We start from the raw sequence: 11941 nt of genomic DNA on the forward strand, positions 1-11941 counted from the left end.
TTACCGCTATTTACAGGGAAAATGCGGACCGTGTGGGAGCGGCCTTGCCGGGGCGCCGGACCGGTTGGAAAGGGCTGCGCAGCAGCCCCGGCGATCTTGAGTAAACAACATTCCGGTACAGCCCCCATTTTTTTGCTAGCGTTGGCGCACAACAACAGGAAGCGCGCCATGAGCAGCCTCACCCAGCCCGCCACGCCCTTTCGCCAGGCCGCTGCCGACGGCTACAGCCTCGGTGGTTTCATCTGGCGCCACGCCACACCTGATGCCCAGCGCCCGCTGGTGATCATCAACGCCGCCACCTCCGTACGTTGCCGTTACTACTTACGCTTTGCCGACTACCTGTTCGCCCAAGGTTGCGATGTGCTGACCTATGACTACCGAGGCATCGGTGAATCTCGCCCGCCGTCCTTGCGCGGCTTCAAGGCCTCGTGGAGCGACTGGGGACGGTTGGATTTCGAGGCCATGCTGACACATGCCGCGCAGGCTTTCCCGGGGCAGCCCGTGGATGTGGTCGGTCACAGCTTTGGTGGCTGTGCGGTAGGGCTGGCGCCGTCTGCCGGGTGCATCCGCCGGGTGGTGATGGTGGGTGCGCAGTTCGCGTTCTGGCGCGACTATGCTGCCGATCAACGCTGGCGCCTGTTTGGCAAATGGCACGTGGTAATGCCATTGCTCACGTGGGTGTTCGGCTACTTTCCCGGCAAGCGTCTTGGCTGGATGGAAGACACGCCGGCGGGCGTGGTCCGTGACTGGACAGCGCGCACGCCGCGCTATGAACACCGGCCCAGTGGGCGTGCATTGAGCGCATTACCTTTCGCCGAAGTGCGGGCGGCTACGCTGGCCATCAGCCTGACTGATGACCCGTTTGGCACCGTGGCGGCTACCGAGCGGTTACTGGCTTACCTGACGCAGGCTGAGCGTCGGCATTTACGAATTGCGCCTGTGGATATCTCGGTGGCGGAGATTGGCCATTTCGCGTTTTTCCATGATCGGTTCCGCGAGGACTTGTGGCCGATTGCATTGGGATGGTTGCAGCGGGGGGAGGTGGCTTCGAAGTGGGAAGCAGTTGCATCGCGGATAAATCCGCTCCTACCTTGATTCGTAGGGTGGATTGATCCGCGAAAGGGCCGTCAGGCCAGGCGCTGCAGTGGCTGCCCGGCGAATTTAACGCCCGCCAGGCCATGCTTGATCAACGCACGGATGTTGCCATGGTCGCTGCCCTCGGGCGTGGCAACCACGTCACGGTAGTGCTCACCAAACGCCAGCAATGCTTCTTGATCTGTCAGGCCTTCGAGCAAGGCCAGCCCCAGGGTTTTGCACGAGCCTTCGTTCTGCCCGGCAGCATTTTCAACACCACCGTTGTTGAAGGCTTGCGGCTGGTAGCTGTAGTTGGCGGCAATGAATGCCAAAGTATCGGCAAAGGCATGCTCGCCGCTGGCCAGGCTTGTGCGGAAGGTATTCAGATCAGTCACGTGGTTTTCCTTTTTCAAACGCCGCTTGTTGGTCGGCGCTGGCTTCTTTCTGGTACTGGGCTTTCCACTCGGCGTAGGGCATGCCATACACCGCTTCGCGGGCATCATCCAGGCTGATGTCGACCTGATGCTCATCGGCAGCCGCCTTGTACCATTTGGACAGGCAGTTGCGGCAGAAGCCGGAGAGGTTCATCAGGTCGATGTTCTGCACGTCGGTGCGCTTTTGCAGGTGTTCGACCAGGCGCCGGAACGCGGCGGCTTCGAGTTCGAGCTGTTGTTGCGGGGTCATGGGCGTCTCTCAGGTCATGCGATTCTTGAGGTGGCGGCCACCGTTGATGACCACTTGGCTGCCGGTGCTGTACTGGCTGGCGAGCAGGTATTTGACCGTGTCGATCAGTGGCCCGGCGCCGGGTTCGAATTCCAGCAGGGCCTTTTTCAGGGTTTGCTGGCGGTAGGCCTCGTCACCACCTTCCTTGAGGATGAGCAGGCCCGGCAGGATACCGTTGACGTGCACCTTGGGCGCGTACTTTTCAGCAAATGACAGCACCATGTTCTGCAGCGCGGCCTTGGTAGCGGCGTAGCCGATGTGGCTTTTGCTGCCGCGAGAGGACGTTTCGTCGCAGATGTGAATGATGTCGGCCTTGTCGACCTTGTTCAGCATGGCGCCGAGCGCGAGGTTGAGGTGGTACGGCGCCTCTACGTGCAGGCGGAACATGGTCTCGAGGTTGTCGAGCCCGTCGTCGAGCCACAGCGACGCGTTATGGATGATGGCGCGCAGGCCGTCGTAATGCTGCTGCACGTGGTCGATCAGCGCCTGGCGATCTGCCGCCTGGCAGAGGTCGGCCTGAAACTGCACGATATTCGGGTGCGGGGACTGCGGTTGAAGGCTGCGGCTGGCACTGATCACCGTGTGGCCGGCCTGGGCCAGTTCGAGGGCCAGGGCCAGCCCCACGCGCTGGCTGGCTCCGGTAACGAGGATTGGGCTGTTCATGTGCGGGCGGTCAACTTGTGCGGTCTGTCGTTGCCGCCCAGCATACCCGAAGTCGCGCTTTTTGCGGGGCTTCAGCGGCTGCGTAGCACGTTGTCCGCGGCGGGCGTGGCGTGCAGCCAGCTGCTTAACAGGCGGGTGGACAGCGGGATGAACAGGTAAACCATCAGCGGGGTCAGGGCCAGCGTGCTGAGCATGATGCGAGGCACCAGTTCCAGCCCGGAAAGCCAATGGCCGAAAAGCACATTGAAGAGCAACGAGACCGGGAAAAACGCCAGCCAGATGGCCACCGCCTGCTTCCAGCGCGGAGGTTTTTGCACCGAGCTGGTGCCAAACCAGTCGTCAATACCTGTAGCTCGCCTCTCTTTGGGGCGCCTGAACAGGCCGTTGCCTCGCTGCAACCAGGCACGTCGGGAGGCTGAGTGTTCCCAGGCATGCAGGGTTGGTTCATCGCAGAAGCGGAAAATGATCTGAAATTCGTCGCTGTCACTGGGCGGCGCGAGGATGCCCGAACCGAGGTAGCCGGGGAAGTCGGTGGCCAGTTGCTCGCCTTCATGTAGCCAGGCCAGCAGGTCTTGATAACGGCCGTGGGCGGCGCGGCGTGACACCATCAGTGTGACGGGAGGGGTAGACATTGTGTATCTCCTGGCGGCGGGGCTGGCGGGTAGCTGACCCCTTGGCTGTGTCGCCCGGGGTGGTGGGCGACACTGGCAGGCATGCAAGAATCGGGCGCGGATTATCCGGCAAATGCTTCCTGCCGGGAATATCTGGTAGCAAACGCTTGCTCGCCTTTGGTCGGGCTCGTCGTAGTAGAATGCGCGTTCAATAACCGCGCACAGGTTAACCAGTGCAGATGAACAAACAGGGACGTAACACGGACATCGAGGCAAGCCTTGAGCGCCAGGGCCTGTTCCCGATTCGCGAAGTTTCCCGGCTGACCGGGGTCAATGCCGTGACCTTGCGCGCCTGGGAGCGCCGTTACGGGTTGATCCAGCCAACCCGCACCGACAGCGGCCACCGCCTGTATTCCCAGGCCGATATCGACGATGTGCGGCGCATTCTCGGTTGGCTGGAGCGCGGCGTTGCCGTCAGCAAGGTTGGCAGCATTCTTGCCCGCGGCCAGGCACATGTTCAGGATGCAGCGGCGGTCGGCTGTGCCCTGCAATGGCAGACGCAACTGAGCGACGCCGTGCAACGCTTCGATGCCATCGGGCTGGACCGGCTGTTTGATCAGGTAGTCGCGGCCATGGGTCAGGACCAAGTGTTCACCGAGGTCTGCATGCCTGTTTGGCATGAGCTGGCTGCCGGGCAGAACACCTTCGGGCAGGCCAGTGAATGGTTATTCCTTGATCAGTTTCTGCGTGGGCGAGTGCACTTGCGCCTGCAATTGATACGTCAGATGCGAAGCTGTCATTTACTGCTGGCGCCGCTCCCAGGGCAATGTCTGGAGCTGGAGCTGTTGGTATCCGGGTTGCTGATCAGCGGCAAGGAATTCGGCGTGACCGTACTCATGCCGGGGCAGCCGCTGGAAGAGCTGACACTGATCAGCGAGCGCATCAGGCCGGATGCGCTGATCCTGTTCTCCAACCATGCCCCCACTGTCGAATTGAGCAAACGCCTGATCCGGCTGGCGGGTGGGCTCCATTGCCCATTGTTGCTGGCCGGCGAGGGGGCCGAAATGGCTCAGCTGAACCTGGCGGGTAGCCCGGTAGCGTGCCTTGGGGCAGAACCTGAGTTGATGCGCCGGCGGTTGCGACAGTACCTGGCGGGTCAGCTCGATACCTGAGCGTGCAATTCGGGGTGCGCCCGGCGATGGGCCTGAAGGATGTACTCACGCAGGCGTTCGATCTCTTCGGCCGGGCTGCGGCTGAGGTCGTAAGCCGCAAGGTCCGGGCCGATGCGCCGGCGCAGCCTGCCGCGCAGGTTGATGGCGGGGATGCCGCCAGGTGCGAAGCGCAGGTCGAAGCGCGGCGGGGCTTCTGCAAGGCCACGAACCTCCACCAGTGCGCCTTTGAAGGAAATATCACGTACCAGCAAGCCGGCCGGCTTGCCATGCGCATCGAGCAGCGCGCTCGGCTGGTCCATCGACAGGCGCCAAGGGCGCAGCATGGGGCCGTCTTCGTAGATTTCCGGTGAGCCGATTTGCAGGTGCAGGGCGTGGAACTCGTCTTCCACCAGTTGCAGCGGGAAGCTGATCTGCTGGTTATTGAACTGCGCCTGCAACGTAACCTGCTCGTTGGCGACCAGGCGGGTCAGCAACGATTGGATACGGCGATCGCCGTTGACGCGCAGGCTCGACATCGGGTCGGCCACATTCAACTGCGGTGAGTGCTGCATATCCTGGATGAAATCCAGTTCGTCCTGAGTCAGGAGTGCATCGGCTTGCATGATCGAACTCGGTGGTGGCGATTTCTTCAACGGGATGGACCGTGCCGTGCGTACTTGGTTCAGGGGCGTTCGTCGGAATTCCGACGAGCGTGCAGTTCCGCCAGCTCGCGCTCAAGTTCCACCTGGCGGCTGACGTCTTTCTGGATACCGATGAAATATGTGCGTTGATCTGCGCCGTTCTTGACCGGGGTGATCGAGAGCTCGTTCCAGAATGCGCTGCCGTCCTTGCGGTAGTTGCGCAGCACTTCCCGGCACGGGCGGCCTTCCACAAGGGCCTTGCGAATGCGCGCACGGCCAAGCTGGTCACGGTCATCAGCCTGCAGAAAGCGGCAATCCTGGTAGAGGATTTCATCACGGCTGTAGCCGGTCAGGCGCTCGAAGGCAGCGTTCACGTAGATCAGGATTGTGTCGTCACCTTCCTGTTCGGCGACCACAATCCCGTCGTTGGAAGCATCGACCATGGATTGCAGCAGTTGTGCGTTGATCATGTCCGGGCCATTGGGGGAGGGGACTTTGGTAGAGGCGGCCTTTTGCCACCGCCGGATGCTAGTATCCTACGTTTTCACTCAGTTTCGGAATCCTCTGCCCGATGAAAGTCGCCATTATTTCCGGTTCGGTGTATGGCACCGCCGAAGAAGTTGCCCGCCATGCCGAGTCGCTGCTCAAGGCGGCGGGCTTCGAAGCCTGGCACGCCGCCCGCGCCACCCAGCAGGACCTCGAAGGTTTTGCCCCCCAAGCCCTGTTGGCCGTAACTTCCACAACAGGCATGGGTGAACTGCCAGATAACCTGATGCCGCTGTACAGCACCATCCGCGATACCCTGCCGGCTGCCTGGCGCGGCCTGCCCGGGGCGGTGATCGCACTGGGCGACTCCAGCTACGGCGACACCTACTGCGGTGGCGGCGAGCAGATGCGTGAACTGTTTGCCGAGCTGGGTGTGCACGAAGTGCTGCCGATGCTGCGCCTTGACGCCAGCGAGACCGTGACCCCTGAAGCTGATGCCGAGCCGTGGCTGGCTGAGTTGGCCCAAGCGTTGAAGGCCTGAACATTCAGTTGCGTTGGCGTCCATAGCCGTGACCATTCGTGCCAGTGACTCGCTCGGTCATCAAGCTGGCTGGCAACGCAAGTTTCACCGCAAAGGCTGCTGACTAGACTTCACCTCGACATAGAGAGCACATGAAAGTGCCGAGGTGACATGCAATGACCGCAGCCTTGCCCTATTCCTTCATCACCCTCCAACCGGGACGACTCTGATGCCTTTGGCCGAGATTCCATTGCGCGTCTGGCGTACCCGGGGACAAAGTTTTTCATTCCGGGGCCAGAGCATCCGCTACTGGACCGCAGGGCAAGGAGAGCCTCTGCTTCTGTTGCATGGATTCCCGACAGCCAGTTGGGATTGGCATTTCCTCTGGGCGCCGCTGGCACAGCGCTTCAAGGTCGTGGCATGTGACATGCTCGGCTTTGGCGACTCGGCCAAACCGCTCAATCATCATTACAGCCTGATGGAGCAGGCCGACCTGCAACAGGCGCTGCTGCGCCATCTGCAGGTCGACCAGCCGGTGCACCTGCTGGCCCATGACTACGGCGGCAGCGTGGCTCAGGAGTTGCTGGCGCGGCACCATGAACTGCGCGCCGACATTGCCAGCTGCGTATTCCTCAACAGCGGGCTATTCCCGGAGGCAGGCCAGGTGTTGCTGGTGCAGCGACTGTTGCTCAGCCGCCTGGGCTGGCTGGTAAGCCGCTCGTTCGGGCGGGATGACCTGGTGCGCAATGTTTCCCAGATTTACGGGCCCTGCACGCACCCCAGCGAAAGTGCGCTGGATGACTGCTGGAGCCTGGTTGCCGCCAACCGAGGTACACGCATCCTGCACAAGCTGATGGGCTACCTGCCGGAGCGTGTCCGGCACCGGGAACGTTGGGTTGGGGCCTTGCTGCATGATGAAGTGCCGCTGCGTTTCATCAACGGTGTGGTCGACCCGGTTTCCGGGGCGCGTATGGTCGAGCGCTATCGGCAACTGGTGCCTAACCCCGACACCATTCAACTGCAGGGTATCGGCCATTACCCGCACACCGAAGCACCGGTACAGGTGCTGCGCCACTACCTGGCGTTCCGTGAACAGCCTTTGAGCTACCTGCCCCAGAAAGTCGCCTGGTCCTGACCGGGCGATTATCGTCCCGCGTTATCGCCCGGCATTCAGCCCGGGTGAGCTTGATTGTCCGCTGGCTGGCGCTGGCGGACACTCGACGCATTCAACCTGACCAGGAGCCATGGGCATGAGCGAGCCGGTACGTTTGCAAGACCGTGTGGTAATCGTCACGGGGGCCGGTGGTGGCCTTGGCCGCGCCCATGCGCTGCTTTTTGCTGCGCGTGGCGCCAAGGTAGTGGTCAACGACCTTGGCGGCTCGGCCCAGGGCCAAGGTGCCAATGCTTCGGCAGCGGATCGCGTGGTGGCCGAAATACGCGCTGCTGGCGGTGAGGCAGTGGCCAACCATGACTCCGTAACGGATGGCGGGCGCATCGTCGAACAGGCACTGGACAGTTTCGGCCGCGTTGATGTGGTGGTGAACAATGCCGGCATCCTGCGCGACAAAAGCTTCCACAAGATGGACGATGGTGATTGGGACCTGGTCTACAAGGTTCACGTCGAAGGCGCTTTCAAGGTAACGCACGCGGCGTGGCCGCACATGCGCGAGCAGAACTGGGGGCGGGTGATCTTCACATCATCCACTTCCGGCATTTATGGCAACTTCGGCCAGGCCAACTATGGCATGGCCAAGCTGGGGCTGTACGGCCTGACCCGCACCCTGGCCATCGAAGGCCGCAAGCATGGCGTTTTGGTCAACGCGATTGCGCCCACCGGTGGTACACGCATGACCGAAGGCCTGATCCCGCAGCAAGTGTTCGAGCGCCTCAAGCCAGAGCTGGTCAGCCCGCTGGTGGTTTATCTGGGGAGTGATTTGTGCCAGGACACGGGTGAGTTGTTCGAGGTGGGCGGTGGCTGGGTGGGCAAAGTGCGTTGGGAGCGCAGCCTGGGCGTTGGGTTTGACCCGCATGCAGGTTTTACCCCAGAGCAGTTGGCGGACAACTGGGCCCAGATCGGCGACTTTGGCGGGGCAGTGCACCCACTGGACAGTGTGCAGGCCCTGCAGCAGATGATGGCCAATCTGCAGCTATATCCCACGGGCTGATTTCAGTTCGGTGTTTCCCCCCTGTAGGAGCGGATTTATCCGCGAAGCTGGCGACGCCGTGCATGGCACCGGCTTCGCCGGTGTTCGCGGCTGAAGCCGCTCCTACAGGTATCTGAGGTCATCGCGGGAGTACTCGCCAAACAGCACCACCGCTCTCGAGTTTGCTGCGGTTCGGGCCGCCGATTGCACCGCGAAGAGCCCGAGCTGGCGACACAAATCTCACAGGCATAAAAAAGGCCGCTGCAATCGCAGCGGCCAATCGAGACGTTAGATCAAGGAGCTTCAAAATCAACGTCGGTGAACCTCGCGGGCCTGAAGAAGCGGGGGGTAGTGCCCTTCATGCCGGCCAGTGATCAAAGCATAAGCGCTTGATCCAACGGGAAAAATAGCCCCTTGTGACATTCACCTTTACGTTTCGGGCAATAGTGCGTCAGGCCTTTGGCGCGTAACCCATACGCCAGCTGACTTCGCGTGTTGCCGCCAGCAACTGCTGGGCTGCCGGCCCATGTTCATCGGCATGGAAGATCGACGTCGGCCCCACCACGGTCATCACCGCCGCGATTTGCCCCATGGCGTTGAATACCGGTGCGGACAGCGCATCCACGCCCGGCATCAGCAAGCCGTGCACATGGTGCAACCCGCGCTCGCGGATACCGTTGAGCAACTCGTCGTAATCGCGTGCGCTTTGTTGCAGCGCGGCCAGCTCGCGGTCGCGCAGTTCCCGTGTTTCGCGCTCCGGCAGATGCGCCGCAAACACCAGCCCCGTGGACGAACTCAGCAGCGGCAGTACCGAACCGATCTGGGTAACCACAGTCACCGCACGCACGGCGGGCTCGATGCTGACGACCGTTGCTCCCTGGTTGCCCCAGACGGCGATAAAGCAGCTTTCATTGAGCTCGTCGCGCAGCTGCGAAAGTGGCATCGCCGCCACTTTGAGCACATCGATGCTGCCCAGCGCAGCCATGCCCACGCGCAACGCTTCACGCCCCAACCCGTAGTGATTGGTGGCCGCATCCTGCTCGGCGAAGCCGCTGGCAATCAGGGCCTGCAGGTAACGATGCACCTTGCTGGCTGGCATTTGCACGTGTTCGGCCAGGCGCGACAAGGACGTAGAGGGGGAAAGTTCGGCAAGCGCCTTGAGGATGTCGGTGCCGACTTCCGCCGAGCGGACTTTCTGTTTGCCGTTGTCGGCGCTGGCTTTGACCATGGGTAGGACGCTTCCGAATATCGCGAGTGGCGCCTTTATAACTTGACGCCTGCAAGTGAGCAAATTACGTTATTCGTAATCAGATTATGATAAAAACAAAATCCGGAGGCATCGATGAACCGCGACCTTCAGTACCTGAGCGGCTTCGGCAACGAATTTGCCAGTGAGGCTTTGCCCGGCGCCCTGCCGGTGGGGCAGAACTCCCCGCAAAAGGCGCCCTACGGGCTGTACGCCGAATTGCTGTCGGGCACGGCGTTCACCATGGCCCGCAGCGAACTGCGGCGCACCTGGCTGTACCGCATCCGCCCCTCGGCCCTGCACCCGCGTTTCGAGCGCCTGGCGCGTCAGCCACTGGCTGGCCCCGTGGGCCCTGCCACGCCAAACCGCTTGCGCTGGAGCCCGCAGCCGATACCGTCTGAACCCACCGATTTCATCGAGGGCTGGATGCCCATGGTGGCCAATGCGGCGGCGGAAAAACCGGCGGGTGTGAGCATCTACATCTACCGCGCCAACCGCTCCATGGAGCGGGTATTCTTCAATGCCGATGGTGAGTTGCTGGTGGTGCCGGAGCAAGGGCGACTGCGCATTGCCACCGAACTCGGGTTGCTGGAGCTTGGGCCGCTGGAGATCGCGGTGATACCGCGCGGCATGAAGTTTCGCGTTGAACTGCTTGACGGCGAAGCACGCGGCTACATCGCCGAAAACCATGGCGCCCCGCTGCGCCTGCCGGACCTCGGCCCCATCGGCAGCAACGGCCTGGCCAACCCGCGTGATTTCCTCACCCCGGTGGCGCACTACGAAGAAGTGAACGGCCCGGTGCAACTGGTGCAGAAATTCCTGGGCGAACACTGGGCCTGCGAGCTTCAGCATTCGCCGCTGGACGTGGTTGCCTGGCATGGCAGCAACGTGCCGTACAAATACGATCTGCGTTGCTTCAATACCCTCGGTACGGTGAGCTTCGACCACCCCGACCCGTCGATTTTCACCGTGCTCACCTCGCCAACCAGTGTGCATGGCCTGGCCAACATGGATTTCGTGATCTTCCCGCCGCGCTGGATGGTGGCCGAAAACACCTTCCGCCCGCCGTGGTTCCACCGCAACCTGATGAACGAGTTCATGGGGCTGATCAGTGGCGCTTACGATGCCAAGGCAGAAGGTTTCCTGCCCGGCGGCGCCTCGCTGCACGGGGTAATGAGTGCCCACGGGCCCGATGCCGAAACTTGCGAAAAGGCCATTGCCGCCGAGCTTGCGCCGCACAAGATCGACAACACCATGGCCTTCATGTTCGAGACCAGCCAGGTGCTGCGCCCGAGCCAGCAGGCCCTCGACTGCCCGCAATTGCAGGCCGACTACGATAGTTGCTGGGCCACCTTGCCGAGCACCTTCAACCCGAATCGGAGATAACCCATGAACCAGACCGCCATTGCCCGCAGTTGGGTCGAGCACGCCAACGGGCATAGCGACTTCCCGCTGCAGAACCTGCCGCTGGGCATTTTCAGCCGCCCGGGCGAGGCGCAGCGTTGTGGTGTGGCCATCGGCGATGCCATTCTCGACCTGGAGGCCGTGCTGGCTGCCGGGTTGTTCGATGGGCAGGCCAAAGCCGCCGTGGAGGCTACGCGTGGCGGTGCGCTGAATGCCTTTTTCGCCCTTGGCCGCACTGCACGGGTTGCCCTGCGCGAGCGCCTGCAAGCGTTGCTGGGCGAGGGCAGCGAGCACCAGGCCGCGCTGAACGCTGCGCTTTATCCTGCCAGTGGCTGCCAGCTGCATCTGCCGGCCAAGGTCGGCGACTACACCGATTTCTACGTAGGCATTCAGCACGCCACCAACGTTGGCAAGCTGTTCCGCCCCGACAACCCGCTGCTGCCCAACTACAAGTACGTGCCGATCGGTTACCACGGGCGCGCATCCACTCTGCGCCCATCCGGCACCGATGTGCGGCGGCCCAAGGGCCAGACGTTGCCCGCCGGGCACACCGAACCCACTTTTGGCCCCTGCGCGCGCCTGGACTACGAACTGGAACTGGGCATCTGGGTTGGTCAAGGCAACGAAATGGGCCAGGCCATTCCAATTGCCGAAGCGGATGAGCACCTGGCTGGCCTGTGCCTGCTCAACGACTGGTCGGCGCGGGACATCCAGGCCTGGGAATACCAGCCGCTGGGGCCGTTCCTGTCCAAAAGCTTCATCACCAGCCTGTCGCCGTGGGTGGTTACCGCTGAAGCGCTGGAGCCGTTCCGCTGCGCCCAGCCAGCGCGCCCTGAGGGCGACCCGCAGCCGTTGCCGTACCTGCTGGATCCGCGTGACCAAGCCCGCGGGGCTTTCGACATTGAGCTGGAAGTGCTGCTGCTGACCGAGCGCATGCGCGAGCAAGGGCTGCCGGCCCAACGCCTGGCGTTGAGCAATACCCTGAACATGTACTGGACCGTGGCCCAACTGATTGCCCATCACAGCGTCAACGGTTGCCAGCTGCAACCCGGCGACCTGTTCGGCTCGGGCACCTTGTCCGGTGCCACGCCGGATTCGTTCGGCAGCCTGCTGGAAACCACCGTGGGCGGCAAGCACCCGGTCGAACTGGCCAGCGGCGAAGTGCGCAAGTTCCTGGAGGACGGTGACGAAATCATCCTGCGCGCCCGTTGCAAACGCGAGGGTGTGGCGAGCATCGGCTTCGGCGAATGCCGAGGCAAGATCATCGCAGCCAACTGA

14 protein-coding genes are annotated in these 11941 nt (G+C 62.4%); 7 read left to right on the forward strand and 7 right to left on the reverse strand.

The features are described from left to right. The first annotated feature begins 168 nt into the window (after positions 1–168). A complete protein-coding gene (locus PVV54_RS03870) occupies positions 169–1095 on the forward strand; it encodes an alpha/beta hydrolase family protein (RefSeq protein WP_274908677.1) in 927 nt (308 codons plus the stop codon). Positions 1096–1127: 32 nt separating this feature from the next. Here the strand turns inward: PVV54_RS03870 and PVV54_RS03875 are convergent, their stop codons facing one another. From PVV54_RS03875 to PVV54_RS03890, 4 genes are all read right to left on the reverse strand, one after another. Then, complete coding sequence (locus PVV54_RS03875; protein ID WP_274908678.1) at positions 1128–1469, reverse strand: HopJ type III effector protein; 342 nt, start codon at positions 1467–1469, stop codon at positions 1128–1130. Next, complete coding sequence (locus PVV54_RS03880; RefSeq protein ID WP_274908679.1) at positions 1462–1758, reverse strand: DUF1244 domain-containing protein; 297 nt, start codon at positions 1756–1758, stop codon at positions 1462–1464. Before PVV54_RS03880 ends, PVV54_RS03875 begins: the two co-directional genes overlap by 8 nt. Positions 1759–1767: 9 nt before the next feature. Next, on the reverse strand, positions 1768–2460 hold the full coding sequence (gene folM, locus PVV54_RS03885; RefSeq protein ID WP_274908680.1) for a dihydromonapterin reductase: 693 nt from the start codon (positions 2458–2460) through the stop codon (positions 1768–1770). A 71-nt stretch (positions 2461–2531) separates the two neighbouring features. Then, positions 2532–3092: an antibiotic biosynthesis monooxygenase gene (locus PVV54_RS03890; protein ID WP_274908681.1), complete on the reverse strand. Its 561-nt coding sequence runs from the start codon at positions 3090–3092 to the stop codon at positions 2532–2534. A gap of 218 nt (positions 3093–3310) precedes the next feature. Here PVV54_RS03890 and PVV54_RS03895 point away from each other — a divergent pair, with 218 nt between their 5' ends. After that, positions 3311–4243 carry a MerR family transcriptional regulator gene (locus PVV54_RS03895; protein ID WP_274908682.1) on the forward strand — a complete coding sequence of 311 codons (933 nt, stop codon included), beginning with the start codon at positions 3311–3313 and terminating at the stop codon, positions 4241–4243. On the opposite strand, the gene PVV54_RS03900 is transcribed toward PVV54_RS03895, so the two are convergent. After that, a complete protein-coding gene (locus tag PVV54_RS03900; protein WP_274908683.1) occupies positions 4228–4845 on the reverse strand; it encodes a hypothetical protein in 618 nt (205 codons plus the stop codon). The two genes, PVV54_RS03895 and PVV54_RS03900, sit on opposite strands and share 16 nt — an antisense overlap. 59 nt (positions 4846–4904) lie before the next feature. Continuing rightward, entirely contained in the window at positions 4905–5333 is a 429-nt protein-coding gene (locus PVV54_RS03905) for a PAS domain S-box protein (RefSeq protein WP_274908684.1), read from the reverse strand. A gap of 101 nt (positions 5334–5434) precedes the next feature. On the opposite strand from PVV54_RS03905, the gene PVV54_RS03910 reads away from it, so the two are divergent. The 3 genes from PVV54_RS03910 to PVV54_RS03920 all read left to right on the forward strand — a co-directional run bounded on the left by PVV54_RS03910 (position 5435) and on the right by PVV54_RS03920 (position 8034). After that, positions 5435–5890, forward strand: a complete 456-nt coding sequence (locus tag PVV54_RS03910) for a flavodoxin (RefSeq protein ID WP_274908685.1) — start codon at positions 5435–5437, stop codon at positions 5888–5890. Between the two features lie 208 nt (positions 5891–6098). Beyond that, positions 6099–7004 (forward strand): alpha/beta fold hydrolase, encoded by a 906-nt coding sequence (locus PVV54_RS03915; protein WP_274908686.1) that lies wholly within the window; start codon positions 6099–6101, stop codon positions 7002–7004. 115 nt (positions 7005–7119) lie between these two features. Further along, positions 7120–8034: an SDR family oxidoreductase gene (locus PVV54_RS03920; RefSeq protein ID WP_274908687.1), complete on the forward strand. Its 915-nt coding sequence runs from the start codon at positions 7120–7122 to the stop codon at positions 8032–8034. 430 nt (positions 8035–8464) lie between these two features. On the opposite strand, the gene PVV54_RS03925 is transcribed toward PVV54_RS03920, so the two are convergent. Next, positions 8465–9241 (reverse strand): IclR family transcriptional regulator, encoded by a 777-nt coding sequence (locus PVV54_RS03925; protein ID WP_274908688.1) that lies wholly within the window; start codon positions 9239–9241, stop codon positions 8465–8467. A gap of 114 nt (positions 9242–9355) precedes the next feature. Here PVV54_RS03925 and hmgA point away from each other — a divergent pair, with 114 nt between their 5' ends. Together hmgA and fahA are read left to right on the forward strand one after the other, a co-directional pair. Continuing rightward, positions 9356–10645, forward strand: coding sequence for a homogentisate 1,2-dioxygenase (gene hmgA / locus PVV54_RS03930; protein WP_274908689.1), 1290 nt, complete (start codon positions 9356–9358; stop codon positions 10643–10645). 3 nt (positions 10646–10648) lie between these two features. Then, positions 10649–11941 carry a fumarylacetoacetase gene (fahA, locus tag PVV54_RS03935; RefSeq protein WP_274908690.1) on the forward strand — a complete coding sequence of 431 codons (1293 nt, stop codon included), beginning with the start codon at positions 10649–10651 and terminating at the stop codon, positions 11939–11941.

It is taken from the genome of Pseudomonas sp. PSKL.D1, assembly GCF_028898945.1.
GTDB lineage: Bacteria > Pseudomonadota > Gammaproteobacteria > Pseudomonadales > Pseudomonadaceae > Aquipseudomonas.

Coding starts and splice junctions, on each gene's coding strand:
- PVV54_RS03870 (WP_274908677.1), top strand. CDS start 169: ATGAGCAGCCTCACCCAGCCCGCCACGCCCTTTCGCCAGGCCGCTGCC.
- PVV54_RS03880 (WP_274908679.1), bottom strand. CDS start 1,758: ATGACCCCGCAACAACAGCTCGAACTCGAAGCCGCCGCGTTCCGGCGC.
- folM (WP_274908680.1), bottom strand. CDS start 2,460: ATGAACAGCCCAATCCTCGTTACCGGAGCCAGCCAGCGCGTGGGGCTG.
- PVV54_RS03890 (WP_274908681.1), bottom strand. CDS start 3,092: ATGTCTACCCCTCCCGTCACACTGATGGTGTCACGCCGCGCCGCCCAC.
- PVV54_RS03895 (WP_274908682.1), top strand. CDS start 3,311: ATGAACAAACAGGGACGTAACACGGACATCGAGGCAAGCCTTGAGCGC.
- PVV54_RS03900 (WP_274908683.1), bottom strand. CDS start 4,845: ATGCAAGCCGATGCACTCCTGACTCAGGACGAACTGGATTTCATCCAG.
- PVV54_RS03905 (WP_274908684.1), bottom strand. CDS start 5,333: ATGATCAACGCACAACTGCTGCAATCCATGGTCGATGCTTCCAACGAC.
- PVV54_RS03910 (WP_274908685.1), top strand. CDS start 5,435: ATGAAAGTCGCCATTATTTCCGGTTCGGTGTATGGCACCGCCGAAGAA.
- PVV54_RS03915 (WP_274908686.1), top strand. CDS start 6,099: ATGCCTTTGGCCGAGATTCCATTGCGCGTCTGGCGTACCCGGGGACAA.
- PVV54_RS03920 (WP_274908687.1), top strand. CDS start 7,120: ATGAGCGAGCCGGTACGTTTGCAAGACCGTGTGGTAATCGTCACGGGG.
- PVV54_RS03925 (WP_274908688.1), bottom strand. CDS start 9,241: ATGGTCAAAGCCAGCGCCGACAACGGCAAACAGAAAGTCCGCTCGGCG.
- hmgA (WP_274908689.1), top strand. CDS start 9,356: ATGAACCGCGACCTTCAGTACCTGAGCGGCTTCGGCAACGAATTTGCC.
- fahA (WP_274908690.1), top strand. CDS start 10,649: ATGAACCAGACCGCCATTGCCCGCAGTTGGGTCGAGCACGCCAACGGG.